The sequence below is a fragment of the Micromonospora sp. ZG13 genome (assembly GCF_059359355.1).
The window spans coordinates 215409-232725 of sequence record NZ_JCADBQ010000004.1 but is presented as its reverse complement, the minus strand read 5'-3'; the positions used below and the strand labels follow the sequence as shown (position 1 = coordinate 232725).

The window sequence follows — 17317 nt, the reverse complement described above, 5'->3', positions numbered from 1 at the left end:
GTGCCTCGTCAGAGCCGCCCATCATCCTCGATCGCCCACCGGAACTCCATGATCGACCGCCGGAGGGGGCGGGGTCAGAGGCGTTCGAAGCCACGCTGGAGTTCCCAGTCGGTCACGGCGGCGTCGAAGGCCGTCAGTTCGACCCGCGCCTGGTTGGCGTAGTGGGCCGCCACCTCGTCCCCGAACGCCTCGGCGGCCAGCGTCGAGCCCTCCCAGAGAGCCAGGGCGTCGCGCAGCGTGCCGGGGACCCGTTCGGCGGTGGCGTCGTCGTACGCGTTGCCGGTGCACTCCTCGCCCAGCTCCAGCTCCCGCTCGATGCCGTGCACCGCGCCCGCGACCAGCGCGGCGATGGCGAGGTACGGGTTCACGTCCGCGCCCGGCACCCGGTTCTCCACCCGCATGCCCTGCCCGTGCCCGACCAGCCGCAGCGCGCAGGTGCGGTTGTCCGTGCCCCAGCGCAGCGCGGTGGGCGCGAACGACCCGGGCTGGTAGCGCTTGTACGAGTTGATGTTCGGCGCGAACAGGAGGCTGAACTCGCGCATGGTCGCCAGCAGCCCGGCCAGCACCCGCTGCCCGGTCGTCGACAGATGCGCCGGCCCGTCGCCGAGCATGGCCGAGCGGCCGTCGGCGTCGCGCAGCGAGAAGTGGATGTGGCAGGAGTTGCCCTCGCGCTCGTTCGGCTTGGCCATGAAGGTGATCGACATGCCCTCCTGGGCGGCGATCTCCTTCGCCCCGTTCTTGTAGATCACGTGGTGGTCGGCGCAGGCCACCGCCTCGTCGTAACGGAAGGCGATCTCGTGCTGACCGAGGTTGCACTCCCCCTTGGCGCTCTCCGGGGTGAGCCCCGCCCCGGCCATCTCCCGCCGGATGCGGCGCAGCAGCGGCTCGACCCGGGCGGTGCCGAGCAGGGAGTAGTCCACGTTGTACTGGTTGGCCGGGGTCAGGTCGCGGTAGCCGCGCCGCCAGGCCTCCTCGTACGAGTCGCGGAACAGCACGAACTCCAACTCGGTGCCGGCGTACGCGGTCAGCCCGTGCGCGGCCAGCCGGTCGAGCTGCCGGCGCAGGATCTGCCGGGGCGAGGCGACGACCGGGGAGCCGTCCAGCCAGGCCAGGTCGGCCAGGAGGAGCGCGCTGCCCGGCTGCCAGGGCACCCGGCGCAGCGTGTCGAGGTCCGGCACCATGGCGAAGTCGCCGTAGCCGCGTTCCCAGCTCGACATCGCGTACCCGTCCACGGTGTTCATGTCGACGTCGACGGCCAGCAGGTAGTTGCAGCCCTCACTGCCGTGGGCGGCCACCTCGTCGAGGAAGTAGGGCGCGTGGAACCGCTTGCCCTGCAACCGGCCCTGCATGTCGACCAGGGCCAGCACCACGGTGTCGATCTCACCCTCTGCGACGGCGACCCGCAGCTGTTCCAACGTGAGCGGAGCTCTTCTCATCGGCGGGCCTCCATCACCAAGGTCTACTGGCTTACCGGATGCCCGTCAATGCCCCGCCCGGCGTCCCGGCAACCGCGCCGGGGGCCGCCGGGTGTGACCGCCGGACGCCTCCGCCGACGCGGTGCCCGTCGCGCGCCGTCGTCCCGCCCGGCGGCCGCCACCGACAGGCTCGGCAGCGGCCCACCGGTCGGCCCGGCGACCGGGCAAATTGCGTTGCCGTGGCGGCGCGTGCGCCGCATGCTTGAGCCCGTGACCAGGCCCGATCGCGACGGGCCACCGCCGGGCGCTCGGACCGCCCGGCACGCGGCGGCGCGGGGCACGTCACCTCTCTCTCACCCGTACGGCGCTGCGCCGTACCCGACGCCCGCCCCGCGCCGTCGCCGCACCGCGTTGCGCCCGCACCGCGCCGGCTCAGGTGAGCAGCAGGCCCGCCACCCAGAGCCCGGCGACGAGCAGGCCGGCGAGGAACTCGACCAGCATGGACAGGCCGGCCGCCGCCACCGCCTGCTTCGTCGCGGGCCAGGCCAGCCGGGAGTCGCCCAGGCGCAGCCGCTCGGCCGCCCACACCCCGCCGACGAAGCCGAGCACCAGCCCGAGCACCGGGATCACGAAGAAGCCGACCAGCCCCAGCAGCCCCCCGGCGAGCAGCGAAGAGGTGGGCACGCCGGTACGTTTCAGGTTCCGCCCCGGCCAGGCGTACTTGACGACGGTGCCGCCGGCCACGACCACGGTCGCGGCGGCCAGCACCGCCCAGCGGCCGGGCCCGGCGCCGCCGAAGACCGCCCAGATCAGCACCCCGCCCCAGCACAGCGGCAGCGCCGGCAGGCCGGGCACCACCACGCCGGCGAGCCCGGCGAGGATCGCGATCCCGGCGAGTACGCCGACCGCCGCCTCGCTGTCCGTCAGGCTCATGCCGTCGCTCCCCGGTCCTCGGCGCGCAGCCGCTCGGTGATCTCGTTCGCCGGGGCGGGTGGGCCGAAGAACCGTCCCTGCCCGGTGTCGCAGCGCAGCGCGCGCAGCCGCTCCGCCTGCGCCCCGGTCTCCACCGCCTCGGCGGTCACCCACAGCTCCAGCGCGTGCGCCAGCCGGACCAGCGCGTCCACGATCCGCTCGTCGCGGTGGTCGGCCGTCGCGTCGGCGTCCTCGCCCCGGATGCCCTCGACGAACGGCCCCGCCAGCTTCAGGCAGTGGATCGGCAGCCGGCGCAGGTACGCCAGGTTGGAGTAGCCGGTGCCGAAGTCGTCGATGGCCATCCGTACGCCGAGGGTGGCCAGCCGGTGCAGCGACCGCAGCGGCTCCCCGGCGGTGCCCATCACCGCGCTCTCGGTCAGCTCCAGTTGCAGCAGGTCCGCCGGCAGCCCGGTGGACGTCAGCGCGTCGGCGACGGTGTCGACGATCCCCGGGTCGTCGGCCTGCCGGGCGGCCAGGTTGACGCTGACGACCAGTTGGGCCCGGGGGAACTCGCGCCGCCACGCCTCGGCGTCCCGGCAGGCCTGCCGCAGCACCCACTCGCCGAGCCGGACGATGAGGCCGGTCTCCTCGGCCAGCCCGATGAACCGGTCCGGCCCGATCAGCCCCAGCTCGGGGTGCTGCCAGCGGACCAGCGCCTCCACGGCCAGCATCGAGCCCTCCAGCAGGGACACGATCGGCTGGTAGTGCACCACGAACTCGCCCCGGTCCAGCGCCGCCGGCAGCCCGGCGGCGAGGGCGGAGCGCGCGATGTCGCGGGCGCCGCGCTCCGGGTCGTAGACCGCCCACCGGCCGCGCCCCTCCGCCTTGGCCCAGTAGAGCGTGGTGTCGGCGGCCTTCATCAGCTCCGAGGCGCTTGTCCCGCCGACCGGGCACTCGACGATGCCGACGCTCGCCGACACCGCGAGCTGGTGCTCGCCGATGCGGACCGGGGCGGACACCGCGGCCAGGGCCACCTCGGCGACCTGCACCGCGTCGTCGATCCCGGCGCCGTCGTCGACCAGGATGACGAACTCGTCCCCGCCCATCCGGGCGACGAGGTGGCCCCGGCCGGCGACGCAGTCGGCCAGCCGCCGGGCGATCACCACGAGCAGCCGGTCGCCCAGGTCGTGGCCGAGGCTGTCGTTGACCGCCTTGAAGCCGTCCAGGTCGAGGAAGCAGACCCCGACGCGCTGGGTCGCGTCGGCGACGTCGAAGACCCGGCCCAGGGTCTCGAAGAACAGGGTCCGGTTGGGCAGCCCGGTGAGCGGGTCGTGCAGCGCCTGGAAGCGCAGCCGCTGTTGGAGCTCGTACCGCTCGGTGATGTCCTCGATCATCGCGACCGTGAACCGGGGCCGGCCGTCGTCGTGGCGGATCAACGAGACGGACAGGTCCGTCCAGACCACGCTGCCGTCCTTGCGGTAGTAGCGCTTCTCCACCCGGGCCCTGTCCTGCTTGCCCTCGGTCAGCTCCTGGTAGAGCTCCCACATCCCGGCCGCGTCGTCGGGGTGGAACAGCGCGGCCACGTTGGTCTGCCTCAGCTCCTCGATGGAGTAGCCGAGCATGTCCGCGAACGCCTGGTTGACGTCGATGATCCGACCGTCGACCCCGGCGATGCCGATCCCCGTGGCCGCGCCCACGAAGACCGCCCGGAACCGGGCCTCGCTGTCGCGCAGGGCCTGCTCCACGTCGTCGCGGGCCTGCCAGGCGGAGCGGGCGATCCGCTCCTGCTGGGCGAAGGTACGGTCGCGCAGCGCCCGGGCGAAGCCGGCGGCGAGCCCGCCCTGCAACGCCGCGACCCGTTCCGCCGTCTCGTCCCGGTGGGCCCGGCCCGACAGCACCCGGGCGGCGAACCGGTCGCCGAGGGCCCGCACCGACCAGTCGAGCACCCGGGGCTCGGTCAGGTGCTCCTCGACCAGCGCGCGCCCCACCTCCTCGGCCGGCAGGGCCGAGAACGGCTCGGCCAGCAGGGCCTGGGCGAGCCGGACGGTGTGCAGGTGCAGCAGCCGTTCGGTCTCGGCCGCGCTGAGCGGCACGAAACCGAGTCGGCGCACCGTCCGGGCCCACTCGGCCGCGTAACGCTGGGCGCCCGACCGGCTGAGGTCGTCGCCGCCGGGCTCCGGGACGGCGGCCATCGGATCAGGCGGTGGGCTGGTCGTACCGGGCGACGCCGCCGAAGGCGCCGAACCGCTCCGGGTGCTCGTCCACGTCGGAGGGCGAGTCGGGGCGCCACAGCGGCATGTGCACCACGCCCGGCTCCAGCAGCGTCCAGTCGCCGAAGAAGCTCGTCACCTCGGCACGGGAGCGCAGCGTGATCTCGGTGTCGGTACGCGCGGAGAGGCGCTGCGCGTCGAGCATCTCCTGCGGCTGGTCCTCGAACGTGGAGTGCGAGACGACCAGGTGGCTGCCCGGGGCCGCGGCGGCCCGGAGGGTGGCCAGGACGTCGCCGGGGCGGTCGGCGTCGGGGATGAAGTGCACCACCCCGGCGAGCAGGATGCCCAGCGGCCGGTTGAAGTCGAGCAGCCCGAGGTCACGGGCCCCCGCCAGGATCCGCTCCGGCTCGCGCAGGTCGGCGTGGATCACCCCGGTCAGGTCGTCGCCGGCGAGCAGCTCGCGGCTGTGCGCCACCGCGACCGGGTCGATGTCGACGTAGACCACCCGGGCCTTGGGGTTGGCCGCCTGCGCGACCTCGTGCACGTTGCCGACGGTGGGGATGCCGGAGCCGATGTCGAGGAACTGGTCGATGCCGGCGTCGAGCAGCGTCCGTACGGCGCGGCGCAGGAACTCCCGACCGGCGCGCATGGTCGCCGCCAGGTTCGGGGTCATGCTCGCGATCTGCTCGGCGAGCTGCCGGTCGATCTCGAAGTTGTGCGCTCCGCCGAGGAAGTAGTCGTAGACCCGGGCCGCGCTCGGCCGGGACAGGTCGATCTCGGCGGGAAGTCCGTCCGGCTTCTGCACTGCTGCACCTCATGGTCGTCGCCGCGGTGCGGGAGGGGACCGGTGCCGGGGTGCCTGGGGCACGCGGGGCACCGGCCGACCCGCGGGTCGTGTGGTGCTCACCACTCTAGGCCGCGAACTCCCGGCTCCGGGAGGTCCCATGACCCACTTCGTCGGCCCTTCCGGCCCTCGTCACGGTCCGTACGACGGACGGAACCGACCCGTTACGGTCGGGGCACCCGACGCGCACGCGCGGGCCGGAACCCCGCAGGTGCCCGGGAGCCCGGCCCACGTGGGTCAGGCGGCCTCGAGCAGCAGCGAGATGCCCTGGCCGACGCCGACGCACATGGTGGCCAGCGCCCGCCGGCCGCCCCGGCGGCGCAGCTCCAGTGCGGCCGTCAGCGCCAGCCGGGCTCCGCTCGCGCCGAGCGGGTGCCCGAGCGCGATCGCCCCGCCGTTCGGGTTGACGTGCTCGGCGTCGGTCGGCAGGCCCAGCTCGCGCAGCACCGCGACGGACTGCGCGGCGAACGCCTCGTTCAGCTCGATCACGTCGACCGCGTCGAGGCCGAGGCCGTGGCGGTCGAGCAGCTTCCGGGTGGCCGGCACCGGCCCGACGCCCATCACGCGCGGCGGTACGCCGGCCGCGGCGGCCCCGGCGACCCGGGCCAGCGGGGTCAGGTGGTAGCGGGCCACGGCCGCCTCCGAGGCGACCAACAGCGCCACCGCGCCGTCGTTGACGCCCGAGGAGTTGCCGGCGGTCACCGTGCCGCCCTCGCGGAACGGGGTGGGCAGCGCGGCGAGCTTCTCCAGCGAGGTCTCCCGGGGGTGCTCGTCGACCTCGACGAGCTTCGTCTCGCGCCGGCCCGCCGGCACGGTCACGCCGACGATCTCCTCGGCGAACCGACCGTCGGCCTGTGCCTTCGCGGCCCGCTGCTGCGAGCGGTACGCGAACTCGTCCTGCTCGGCGCGGCTGACGCCGTATTCGGCGGCGACGTTCTCCGCCGTCTCCGGCATGGAGTCGATGCCCCATTGCTTCTTCATCAGCGGGTTGACCAGCCGCCAGCCGATGGTGGTGTCGTAGACCTCGGCGGTGCGGGAGAACGGGGTGGTTGCCTTCGGCATCACGAACGGGGCGCGGCTCATGCTCTCCACCCCGCCGGCCACCACGAGGTCGGCCTCGCCGGCGACGACGGAGCGGGCCGCCGTGGCGAGGGCGTCCAGGCCGGAGCCGCAGAGCCGGTTGACGGTGCTGCCGGGCACCTCCTCGGGCAGCCCGCCGAGCAGCGCCGCCATCCGGGCCACGTTGCGGTTGTCCTCGCCGGCCTGGTTGGCGCAGCCCAGGACCACGTCGTCCACCCGCGCCCAGTCCACCGACGGGTGCCGGCCGACCAGCTCGCGGATCACGTGCGCGGCCAGGTCGTCGGGGCGGACGCCGGCGAGGGCGCCGGCGTACCGGCCGATCGGGGTGCGGACACCGGCCACCAGGTATGCCACGGTCATCAGCGCGATCCTTCGGGGGGGGTGGGAAGGGCGGGGGCGGGGCGGTTCCGGGTCGCGGGGACGCCCGGCAGCCAGGATATCCGCGCGGGCAGCGGATAGGTTGGCGGCATGGCCCGGGCCCAGTTCAGCGCAGAGACCAGTGTCGGCGGCGAGTTCGTCCGCCAGCCCAACCGGTTCACCGGTCGGGTCACCCCGGACTCCGACTCCCCGCCCGGAGGCGGGCCCGACGCGCAGGGCCGCTGGCCGCTGGAGCCGGGACGCTACCGGCTGATCTGGTGCCGGGCCTGCCCGTGGGCGCACCGGGCCCGGATCGTACGCGACCTGCTCGGCCTTCAGGACGCGATCTCCCTCGGCACCGTGGACCCGATCCGCGACGAGCGGGGCTGGCGGTTCGCCCTCGACCCGGACGGGTTCGACCCGGTGCTCGGCGTCGGCTTCCTCTCCGAGGCCTACCTCGCCACCGACCCCGACTACACCGGGCGGGTCACCGTACCGGCGCTGGTCGACACGCGCACCGGCCGGGTGGTCACCAACGACTATCCGCAGCTCACCCTGGACCTGTCCACGCAGTGGCGCGGCCTGCACGGGCCGGGGGCGCCGGACCTCTACCCGCAGGCGCTGCGCCCGGAGCTGGACGCCCTGATGGCGGAGATCCACCGCGACGTCAACAACGGCGTCTACCGGTGCGGCTTCGCCACCTCCCAGGCGGCGTACGAGGAGGCGTTCACGGCCCTCTTCGCGCGGCTCGACGCGCTGTCGCAGCGGCTCGCGGGCCGGCGCTACCTGATGGGCGACGCCATCACCGAGGCCGACGTGCGGCTCTTCACCACCCTGGTCCGCTTCGACGTGGCGTACCACGGTCACTTCAAGTGCAACCGGCACAAGCTGACCGAGATGCCGGTGCTCTGGGCGTACGCGCGGGACCTGTTCCAGACGCCGGGCTTCGGCGAGACGGTCGACTTCGACCACATCAAGCGGCACTACTACGGCACCCACGCGGCGATCAACCCGACGGGGATCGTCCCGCTCGGCCCCGACACCTCCGGCTGGACCACGCCGCACGGGCGTGGCTGAGCCGCGCCGGGCCGGTCCGCGCGCCACACCGCCCCGGGCCGCCGCCGCGTCGGCCTCCGCCGCCTGCGTGGTCGGGGGCGCGGTCGCGGTGACCGTCGCCGTGGTCGCCGGTCCGGGGCCGGGCCTGACCGGGTACGTCAGCGAGGCGGGCGTCACCGACAGCGCGTACGCCCCGGCGTACCGGATCGGGGTCTTCGCCCTGGCGGCCGGGTTGTTGCTGCTCGCGACGGCGCTGCCCCCGGTGCTGCGGGCGGCGGCCGGGCTGCTCGCGGCCGGGAGCGTCTTCGCGCTGGTCTCCGGGGCGGTGACGTGCAGCGCCGGCTGCCCGCTGCCGCCGTTCGAACGGGCGACCACGGCGGACCTGGTGCACGGCGCGGCGAGCATCCTCGCGGTGGCCGCGGTGGTCCTCGCGATGCTGGCGGTCACGCTCACCCGGGCCGCGCCGTCGGCGCTGCGCCGGCTGGGCGCGGTGGCCCTGGCGGCGGCCCTGCCGCTGGCGGGCGCGACCGCCGTGGCCCTGGTCTTCGTGGGGCGCGGCGGCCTGATCGCCGTCCTGGAGCGGCTGCTGCTGCTGGTGGCCGTCCTGTGGGGCGCGGCCACCGCGACCGCCGTCGCGCTCCGCCGGTAGGCGGGGGCCACCCCGGTCGACGCCCCGCGCCGGGGAGGAGATCCGTCCCGGGCCACGCTGTAAGGAGCGTCACCGCACGGGCTCCTTCCGCTGCATCGACGGCCGGCGTTAGCCTCGGCGACGATGACCAACGTCTGGCACCTGACCGTGCGCCTGTATGTCGACCTCCGGCTGCAGGCCAGCGGCGTCTGTCCGGCGCAGCCGCTCTCCTGACGCTGCCCGTACCGACCCTCCAGACCTGGGACACACCCTCATGGCTTCCGCCCTGCGCAAGATCCCCTTCTCCGTGCAGATCCTGCTCGGTCTCGTCCTCGGCGTGGCGCTCGGCTTCCTCGCCCGCGCCAACGACCTGAGCTGGCTCACCAGCACCCTCGACACCGTCGGCGGCCTCTTCGTCCAACTGCTCAAGCTGGCCGTGCCGCCGCTGGTCTTCACCGCCATCGTGGTCAGCGTGGTCAGCCTGCGCGGCGTGACCAACGCCGCCCGGCTGGCGCTCAAGACCCTGCTCTGGTTCGGCGTCACCGCGCTGATCGCGGTGGGCGTCGGCATCGGGCTCGGCGTGCTCACCGACCCGGGCCGGGGCGTCACCCTCGACACCGCCGGCGCCACCGCGCCGGCGAAGACCGGCTCGTGGACCGACTTCCTCACCGGCATCGTGCCGACCAACCCGGTCGGCGCGTTCGTGGACGGCAACGTGCTCCAGATCGTCTTCCTGGCCCTCGTCGTCGGCGCGGCGGCGCTGCTGGTGGGCGAGCCCGCGGAGCCGTTCGTGGCGATCAACCGCGCGCTGCTGGAGATCGTCCAGAAGGCGCTGTGGTGGGTCATCCGGCTCGCCCCGATCGGCACGCTCGGCCTCATCGGCAACGCCGTCGCCTCGTACGGCTGGGACCTGGTGGCCCCGCTCGCCAGGTTCACCACCGCCGTCTACGTCGGCTGCGCGATCGTGCTCTTCGTGGTCTACCCGCTGCTGCTGGTGGGCGCCGGCCGGCTCAACCCGCTGCGCTTCTTCGCGGGCGCCTGGCCCGCGATCGAGCTGGCCTTCGTCTCCCGCTCCTCGGTGGGCACGATGCCGGTGACCCAGCGCTCGGTCGAGCGCCTCGGCGTCCCCCGCGAGTACGCCTCGTTCGCGGTGCCGTTCGGCGCCACCACGAAGATGGACGGCTGCGCGGCGGTCTACCCGGCGCTGGCGGCGATCTTCGTCGCCCAGGTCTTCGGGGTGCAGCTCGGGATCACCGACTACCTGCTGATCGCCTTCGTGTCGGTGGTCGGCTCGGCCGCCACCGCCGGCCTGACCGGCGCGATCGTGATGCTGACCCTGACCCTGAGCACGCTGGGCCTGCCGCTGGCCGGCGCCGGCCTGCTGCTGGCGATCGACCCGATCCTGGACATGATCCGCACCGCCACCAACGTCGCCGGTCAGGCGCTGGTGCCGACGATCGTCGCCGCCCGCGAGGGCACCCTGGACCGGGCCGCGTACGACTCGGCCGGCCGGCGCCCGCTGCTCGCCCCGACCGACGCCGACACCGACACCGGTCCGCGCCGGGCCGAGCAACCGGCCCCCGTACCGGCCTGAGCCACCCGCCGCACCGAGCGACCCGACGACCCGGGGAGGGCCCCACCGCGGGCCCTCCCCGCCTCCGGAGAGGATGACCACATGAGTGTCCTGTTCACCCCGTTGACCCTGCGCACGGTGACCCTGCCCAACCGGATCGCCCTGGCGCCGATGTGCCAGTACACGGCCGGCCCGGACGGCCTGCCCACCGACTGGCACCTGGTGCACCTGGGCGCCCGCGCGGTCGGCGGCGCCGGCCTGGTGATGACCGAGGCCACCGCCGTGCTGCCCGAGGGGCGGATCAGCCCGCAGGACACCGGGCTCTGGTCCGGGGTGCACGTCGACGCCTGGCGGCCGGTGACCGCGTTCGTCGCCGCGCACGGCGCGGTGCCGGTCGTGCAGCTCGCGCACGCCGGGTTCAAGGCGTCGACGTACCGGCCGTGGGCGCCCCGGCGGGGCGGGGTGCCCGACGCCGAGGGCGGCTGGACGCCGGTCGGCCCGGGGGCCGCGCCCTTCGTCCCGGACTACCGGGTGCCGACGGCGCTGGACGAGGCGGGGATCGCCGGCGTGGTCGAGGCGTTCGCGGCGGCGGCCGGTCGGGCGGTCGACGCGGGGTTCGCGGCCGTGGAGATCCACGCCGCGCACGGCTACCTGCTGCACGAGTTCCTCTCCCCGCTGACGAACCACCGCGACGACGGCTGGGGCGGGGACCGGGCCGGCCGGATGCGGCTCACCCTGGACGTGGCGCGGGCGGTCCGCGCGGCCGTCGGCGAGGACGTGCCCGTGCTGACCCGCATCTCGGCCACCGACTGGGAGCCGGCGGGCTGGACGCCCGAGGACAGCGTGGTGCTCGCCGGCGAGCTGGCCGCCGCCGGGGTGGACCTGGTCGACTGCTCCTCGGGCGGCGCCTCGGCCACCGCGAGGATCCCGGTCGGCCCGGGCTACCAGGTGCCGCTGGCCGCCCGGGTACGCCGGGAGGCGGGGATCGCCACCGGCGCGGTCGGCCTCATCGTCGAGCCGGAGCAGGCCGAGGAGATCGTCGCGTCCGGCGACGCCGACCTGGTCCTGCTCGGGCGGGAGCTGCTGCGCGACCCGTACTGGCCGCACCGGGCGGCCGCCAAGCTCGGCGCCACCCCCGCCTGGCCCGCCCAGTACGCCCGCGCCTGACCCCCCGCTGGTCCTCCCCGGTCACGGGGTTGGCGGCGCTGTCGATCTCCGCATCGGTGCCGGCAGCCCCGTGACCGGGGCCGCGAGGGTGGGTGGGGTCAGCCGGCCAGGTGGGACCACTGGGGTTCCAGGTCGTGCCACGGCCCCTGGGCGGCGACCGTGCCGGAGCGCAGGACCACGACGTGGTCGGCCCGCACCAGGGCGGCCCGCTTCGACGTCGAACCCACCACGGTCACCCCGTGCTCGCGCAGCGCCTGCCACAGCGCCAGCTCCGTGGTGACGTCCAGCGCCGAGGAGACGTCGTCGGCCACCAGCAGCTCCGTACGCGGGGCGAGCGCCCGGGCCAGCGCGAGGCGCTGCAACTGACCGCCCGAGAGCCGGGTGCCCTTGTGCCCGATCAGCAGCCCGAGCCCGCCGCCGGCCGCCGCCAGGTCGTGGTCGAGCTGGGCGGTCGACACCGCCGCCGCGGCGTCCACCTGATGGCCGAGGGTGATGTTGTCGGCCACCGTGCCGGAGAGCACCCGGGGCAGCTGGCCGACGTAGCCCACCTGCTGGGGGCGCAGGAACAGCTCCGGCTCGGTGACGGGGTCGCCGTTCCAGGTCAGCCGCCCGGTGTGCGGGGCGATGCCGGCCAGCGCCCGCAGCAGCGACGACTTGCCCGAGCCGACCGGGCCCACGACCAGCACCAGCTGCCCGCGTTCCACCGTCAGGTCGACGTCGCGTACGGCCACCGTCCCGTCGGTGTGCCGGACGCCGAAGCCGGTCAGCTCCAGCCGGCGCAGCGGGTGCCGGGGCGGCACGACGGGCGCCGGGGCCGTCCCCGTGCCGAGGTCCACCCCCGGCACCGACGCCGAGTACGCCTCCACCCCGGCCATCGCCACCGTCCGCCGGGTCCACACCCGCGCCGACGGGATCTGCGAGATCAGCGAGGCCGTCGTCCAGGCGAACCAGCGGGCGGCGGCCAGGGTGGCGACCGCGACCAGGGTGGCGCCGGCCGAGAGGTGCCCGGCCAGGAAGAGCGCCCACGCGCCGATCGGCAGCAGGCCGCTGACCAGCGACGGGGTCGACCGGGACCAGACCTGCACGGAGATCTCCCGGCGTTGCCGGTCGCTGCGCACCACGTCGAGGTCGGCCAGGTGGGTCAGCACCGGGCGGGTGGCGCCGGCGAGCTTGACCGTACGGGCGGCCGACAACGAGGAGACCAGCGCGGTGGCGAACGCGGCCCGCGCCGCGACGGTGGCCCGCGCGGAACGTTCCAGGTGGGGGCCGAACAGCGTCGCGGCCAGCCCGGAGACCAGCATCGTGCCCGCGAAGAAGAGCCCCGGCACCACGCTGCCGGTGACGGCGGTCATCGTGACCAGGAGCAGCAGCGAGAGCCCTTGGTCCATCAGGTTGTCGGCGAGCTGCACCACCCGTTCGGTGTCGCCGCCCTGGGCCACCACCTCCGCCGGCGTGTGCCGGCTGACCCGGCGGGGTCCGGTCTGGCCGTGCACCAGGCGCAGGCTGATCCGCAGCATCTGCCGGACCCACCACTGCGGGAAGCGCAGGCCGTTGAAGTACGGCACCGGCAGGGTCACCAGCAGGCCGACGACGATCCCTAGCGCGGGCTTCCACGGGTCACCGGTGCCGTCGACGACGTCCGCCCAGAGCCACGGCAGCACCGGCCCCTCCAGCCCGAGGAGCACGAGCAGCAGGAACAACGCCAGCGAGGCCAGCCCGTACCGCGCGTCGTTGAGGCACAGCCGCAGGATCTCCCGCAGCTCGCGCAGCCCGCGCGGGGACGTCGGCGCCGGGTCCCCGGAGGCTGCGGACCCGCCCCCACCCGTCCGGCCGTCGACCGACCCGACCGACTCCGTCGGGGTCGCGGGGACCGACCCGACCGGCGGGACGGCCGACGCCTCGATCGGCGGCACGGCCGAGGACGTGGCCGACGAGACGGCCGGCGGGCCGGGAAGGGGGGCCTCCGGTGGGAGGGACTCGTCCCGGCCGGTGGTCGGCCACGGGTCCGACGGGCCGGTCAGCAGGTCGACCCCGCCGGAGCGGCCGCCCGGCGCCGCGTGGGCGTACGCGGTGGCGTGGCTGGTGGCGAGCAGCTCGGCGAAGCGTTCCGAGGAGTCCAGCGGCCCGGCCTCGACGACCGCTCCGTCGGCCATCACCACCACCTCGTCGCAGCGGCGTACGGAGGAGAGGCGGTGGGCGATGACGATGCCGATCCGGTCACGCAGCAACCGCTCGGTGGCCTGCTGCACCCGCGCCTCGGTGACCGGGTCGAGGCGGGCGGTGGCCTCGTCGAGGATCACCACGTGCGGGTCGCGCACCAGGATCCGGGCGAAGGCGACCAGCTGCTCCTGCCCGGCCGAGAGCACGTGCCCGCCGTCGCCCAGCCGGGTCTGCAACCCGGCGGGCAGCTCGGCGATCCAGCCGTCGAGCCCCAGCTCGCGCAGCGCCCGGGCGGCGGCGTCGAGCAGCTCCGGATCGAACAGCGCGACGTTCTCGGCGAGGGTCCCGGCGAGGATCTCGGTGCGCTGGGGCACCACGGCGATCCACCGGCGCAGCGCCTCGACGTCGAGGCCGCACACGTCGTCGCCGGCCAGGAAGACCGTGCCCGGCGGCACGTCGACGGCCCGGGTGAGCACCTTCGCCAGGGTGGACTTGCCGGAGCCGGTCCGGCCGACCAGCGCGTACGAGCGGCCCCGGGTGAAGGTCAGGTCGACGTCGCGCAGCGCGGGGCCACGCCCGTCGTCGGCGCCCCCGTAGTGGAAGGTGAGGCCCCGCACCACCAGGTCGCCCTCGGCCGGGACGCCCCCGCCCACGGGCTCCTGCCGGGAGCCCGCCAGCAGCTGCACCCGCCCCCAGGCACCGAGGGCGTACTGGAGTTCGGGGACCATCCGGCTGACGTGCTCGACGGTCATGCCGAAGCCGATGGCCAGCAGCCAGATCGCGGTGAGCCGGGCGCCGTCGACCCGGCCGGTGACCAGCGCCCACGCGCCGCCGAGCACCACGGCCGCGATCCCGGCCCGGATCACGCCGGCGGCCACGGTGGTGACCTGGGCGGACATCCGCCACACGCGCACCCCGCGACTGAGCACCTCGGCGGCCCGCCGGGCGTAGAGGCGCAGCACGTACGGCCGGGCCAGGCTGGTGCGTACGTCGTCCTGGCCGTGGATGGCCTCCTCCATCACCGCGGCGAGGTCGGACCAGGCCTCCTCCTCGGCCATCCGGGCCGGACCGATCCGTGCCGTGGGCTTGCGCAGGCCGAGGGCCAGCAGCACGGTCAGCACCAGCATCCCGACGCCGGCCGGCCACCACACCGCGAGGGCGACGACGGTCGACAGCACGCCCGCGCCGAGGCCCTGCGCGATCCGTACGCCCTGGTTGCGCACCGCGGCGGCGACCTGGTAGACGTCGCCGTCGATGCGGTCGAGCAGCTCGCCGACCGGGGTGGTCTCCAGGGTCGGCAGGTCCTGCCCGAGCGCGACCCGGCACAGCCGGCGGCGCACGTCGGCGGACCAGTCGGCGGTCAGCCCGGCCATCAGCAGGCTCACCGCGAGGTCGGTGAGGACGGCGGCGACCAGCGCGACGGCGAGCAGCGCGAAGAACCCGGCGGCGCGGTGCACCAGGACGGGGCCCGCCAGCGCGGCGGCGGCGGCCTGACCGCCGGCGCCGAGCACGATCAGGCAGGTCACGATCGCCATTCGGCGGGGCGAGGTGGCCCACATGTCCCGGAGCAGACGCATGACGGAGTCCCTTCGGGCAAAGCGGGGCGGAGCATCCAGCCTGGTCGGTGGAGCCGGCCGGCTCAACGCATTTACCGGCCGTTCACCTGCCCGGACGCCGGTGCCGAGGGCGTGCGCCGGCCGGGCTCGGGGCTGCGCCGGCCGCGACATCGGGGCCCGACCTGCGGGCGGACGCCGTGCGCGCCCGCGTCCGCAGCGCGTCCAGGTCGCCGCCGTGGCCCGTGGCTCAGAAGAGCACGGTGGCGAGCGTGCCGACCGGGCGGAACCCGCAGCGCTCGTAGACCCGGCGCGCAGGGAGGTTGAAGTCGTTGACGTAGAGGCTGACGGTCGGGGCGACCCGCAGCAGCGCGTCGCGCACCACCGCCGCCATGGCCGCCGACGCGATGCCCCGGCCCCGCCACTCGGGGGCCACCCAGACGCCCTGCACCTGGGCGGTCCGGCGGGTCACCACCGCCAGCTCGGCCTTGAACACCACCTGACCGTCGACGAACCGGGCGTACGCCCGGCCCGTCCGGACCAGGTCGGTGACCCGCCGCCGGTAGCCGCGCCCGCCGTCGTCGGCGAGCGGCGACACGCCGACCTCCTCGGTGTACATCGCCACCGCCGCCGGGAAGAGCCGGTCGATCTCGCCGGCGCGCACCAGCCGCACCTGCGGGTCCGCCCGCAGCGCGGGCAGCGCCTCGGTCGCCAGCAACGGCTGGTTGGGGCGTACGTCCCGGGCCGGCCCCCAGACGGCGGAGAGCCGGTCCCAGAGGCCGAGCACCGCGTCGGCCCGGCCCACGATCGACGAGCAGAGCCGCTCCTCGCCGGCCAGCAGGTCGGCGTAGGCGGCGACGGCCGGCTCGGTGGCGAGCACGGGGGTGAGGTTGCCGCCCAGCCAGCAGATCGACTCCAGGTTGCGGCGGCTGCCGTAGCCCAGCACCCGTCCCTCGGCGCGCCACCAGGCCAGGCCACGCGCGGTGATCCGCTCGGCGACCTGCGCGCCCGCGAACGGGTCGAGGTCGAGCAGCCGCTCGACCGCGCGGCGCTCCGACTCCCCCAGTTGACGAACCGGCACCGTCAGCACGGATACCAGCCTGCCAGATCCGCACGGTGCCGCGCGGGCCGAGTGACGAGTGGGACCACGGCACCGGCACCGGACGGGCCGACTGCGGGACGGGTCAGTGCACGCTGACGGTGGCGCCGGGGAGCAGGCCGCGCAGCTCCTCGGGCAGTTCGGCGCCCATCTCGTCGGCGATGCGCAGCGCCTCCTCGATCAGGGTCTCCACGATCTGCGCCTCGGGCACGGTCTTGACCACCTTGCCCTTGACGAAGATCTGGCCCTTGCCGTTGCCGGAGGCCACCCCGAGGTCGGCCTCGCGGGCCTCGCCCGGGCCGTTCACCACGCAGCCCATCACGGCGACCCGCAGCGGCACCGGCAGCCCCTCCAGGCCGGCGGTGACCTCCTCGGCGAGCTTGTAGACGTCGACCTGGGCGCGGCCGCAGGACGGGCACGAGACGATCTCCAGGCCCCGCTCACGCAGGCCGAGCGACTCAAGGATCTGGTTGCCGACCTTGATCTCCTCCACCGGCGGCGCCGACAGCGAGACCCGGATCGTGTCGCCGATCCCCTCGGCCAGCAGCGCGCCGAAGGCGACCGCCGACTTGATGGTGCCCTGGAAGGCCGGGCCGGCCTCGGTGACGCCCAGGTGCAGCGGGTAGTCGCACTTCTCGGCCAGCAGGCGGTACGCCCGGATCATGACCACCGGGTCGTTGTGCTTGACCGAGATCTTGATGTCGCGGAAGCCGTGCTCCTCGAACAGCGAGCACTCCCACAGCGCCGACTCGACCAGCGCCTCGGCGGTGGCCTTGCCGTACTTGGCGAGCAGCCGCTTGTCCAGCGAGCCGGCGTTGACGCCGATCCGGATCGGTACGCCCGCGTCGCCGGCCGCCTTGGCGATCTCCTTGACCTTGTCGTCGAACTGGCGGATGTTGCCCGGGTTGACCCGGACCGCCGCGCAGCCGGCGTCGATCGCGGCGAAGACGTACTTCGGCTGGAAGTGGATGTCGGCGATCACCGGGATCTGCGACTTCTTCGCGATCGCGGGCAGCGCCTCCACGTCGTCCTGGCTGGGCACGGCGACCCGGACGATCTGGCAGCCGGACGCGGTCAGCTCGGCGATCTGCTGGAGCGTGGCGTTGACGTCGGAGGTGAGGGTGGTGGTCATCGACTGCACCGACACCGGCGCGCCCCCACCCACCGGGACCGAGCCGACCATGATCTGGCGGCTGAGCCGACGCGGGGCGAGCGGCGGGGGCGGTACGGCGGGGATACCGAGACTGACAGCGGTCACTTCAG

At 74.8% G+C, this 17317-nt stretch carries 12 protein-coding genes; 4 read left to right on the top strand and 8 right to left on the bottom strand.

The window, feature by feature from the left end; all coding sequences use genetic code 11:
• Positions 1–74: 74 nt before the first annotated feature.
• From AC5L34_RS11530 to pcaF, 5 genes are all read right to left on the bottom strand, one after another.
• Complete coding sequence (locus tag AC5L34_RS11530) at positions 75–1436, bottom strand: glutamine synthetase family protein (RefSeq protein ID WP_494824809.1); 1362 nt, start codon at positions 1434–1436, stop codon at positions 75–77.
• A 411-nt stretch (positions 1437–1847) separates the two neighbouring features.
• Positions 1848–2348 carry a DUF456 domain-containing protein gene (locus AC5L34_RS11525; protein WP_441175325.1) on the bottom strand — a complete coding sequence of 167 codons (501 nt, stop codon included), beginning with the start codon at positions 2346–2348 and terminating at the stop codon, positions 1848–1850.
• Positions 2345–4519 (bottom strand): putative bifunctional diguanylate cyclase/phosphodiesterase, encoded by a 2175-nt coding sequence (locus AC5L34_RS11520; protein WP_494824807.1) that lies wholly within the window; start codon positions 4517–4519, stop codon positions 2345–2347. Before AC5L34_RS11520 ends, AC5L34_RS11525 begins: the two co-directional genes overlap by 4 nt.
• A gap of 4 nt (positions 4520–4523) precedes the next feature.
• The gene (locus AC5L34_RS11515; RefSeq protein ID WP_441175327.1) at positions 4524–5342 is read right to left on the bottom strand and encodes an SAM-dependent methyltransferase; all 819 of its coding nucleotides are present in this window, start codon (positions 5340–5342) and stop codon (positions 4524–4526) included.
• A gap of 276 nt (positions 5343–5618) precedes the next feature.
• On the bottom strand, positions 5619–6821 hold the full coding sequence (gene pcaF, locus AC5L34_RS11510; RefSeq protein WP_441175328.1) for a 3-oxoadipyl-CoA thiolase: 1203 nt from the start codon (positions 6819–6821) through the stop codon (positions 5619–5621).
• A gap of 108 nt (positions 6822–6929) precedes the next feature.
• Between pcaF and AC5L34_RS11505 the strand changes: the two genes are divergently transcribed.
• From AC5L34_RS11505 to AC5L34_RS11490, 4 genes are all read left to right on the top strand, one after another.
• Positions 6930–7895, top strand: coding sequence for a glutathione S-transferase family protein (locus AC5L34_RS11505; protein ID WP_441175329.1), 966 nt, complete (start codon positions 6930–6932; stop codon positions 7893–7895).
• The gene (locus tag AC5L34_RS11500) at positions 7888–8523 is read left to right on the top strand and encodes a DUF998 domain-containing protein (protein WP_441175330.1); all 636 of its coding nucleotides are present in this window, start codon (positions 7888–7890) and stop codon (positions 8521–8523) included. The genes AC5L34_RS11505 and AC5L34_RS11500 overlap by 8 nt, the downstream gene beginning before the upstream one ends.
• Before the next feature lie 265 nt (positions 8524–8788).
• Entirely contained in the window at positions 8789–10096 is a 1308-nt protein-coding gene (locus AC5L34_RS11495) for a dicarboxylate/amino acid:cation symporter (protein WP_441175490.1), read from the top strand.
• 81 nt (positions 10097–10177) lie between these two features.
• On the top strand, positions 10178–11242 hold the full coding sequence (locus tag AC5L34_RS11490) for an NADH:flavin oxidoreductase/NADH oxidase (protein WP_441175331.1): 1065 nt from the start codon (positions 10178–10180) through the stop codon (positions 11240–11242).
• 98 nt (positions 11243–11340) lie between these two features.
• On the opposite strand, the gene AC5L34_RS11485 is transcribed toward AC5L34_RS11490, so the two are convergent.
• The 3 genes from AC5L34_RS11485 to ispG form a co-directional block, all read right to left on the bottom strand.
• Positions 11341–14979, bottom strand: coding sequence for an ATP-binding cassette domain-containing protein (locus tag AC5L34_RS11485; protein ID WP_494824804.1), 3639 nt, complete (start codon positions 14977–14979; stop codon positions 11341–11343).
• Positions 14980–15205: 226 nt separating this feature from the next.
• Positions 15206–16045: a GNAT family N-acetyltransferase gene (locus AC5L34_RS11480; RefSeq protein WP_363905557.1), complete on the bottom strand. Its 840-nt coding sequence runs from the start codon at positions 16043–16045 to the stop codon at positions 15206–15208.
• A gap of 94 nt (positions 16046–16139) precedes the next feature.
• Positions 16140–17312, bottom strand: a complete 1173-nt coding sequence (gene ispG / locus AC5L34_RS11475) for a flavodoxin-dependent (E)-4-hydroxy-3-methylbut-2-enyl-diphosphate synthase (RefSeq protein WP_441175334.1) — start codon at positions 17310–17312, stop codon at positions 16140–16142.
• Positions 17313–17317: the final 5 nt, after the last annotated feature.

Excerpts from the sequence above, each read along its gene's own strand:
- AC5L34_RS11485 (WP_494824804.1), bottom strand. The coding sequence starts at position 14,979 with ATGCGTCTGCTCCGGGACATGTGGGCCACCTCGCCCCGCCGAATGGCG.
- AC5L34_RS11525 (WP_441175325.1), bottom strand. The coding sequence starts at position 2,348 with ATGAGCCTGACGGACAGCGAGGCGGCGGTCGGCGTACTCGCCGGGATC.
- pcaF (WP_441175328.1), bottom strand. The coding sequence starts at position 6,821 with ATGACCGTGGCATACCTGGTGGCCGGTGTCCGCACCCCGATCGGCCGG.
- AC5L34_RS11520 (WP_494824807.1), bottom strand. The coding sequence starts at position 4,519 with ATGGCCGCCGTCCCGGAGCCCGGCGGCGACGACCTCAGCCGGTCGGGC.
- AC5L34_RS11530 (WP_494824809.1), bottom strand. The coding sequence starts at position 1,436 with ATGAGAAGAGCTCCGCTCACGTTGGAACAGCTGCGGGTCGCCGTCGCA.
- AC5L34_RS11490 (WP_441175331.1), top strand. The coding sequence starts at position 10,178 with ATGAGTGTCCTGTTCACCCCGTTGACCCTGCGCACGGTGACCCTGCCC.
- AC5L34_RS11505 (WP_441175329.1), top strand. The coding sequence starts at position 6,930 with ATGGCCCGGGCCCAGTTCAGCGCAGAGACCAGTGTCGGCGGCGAGTTC.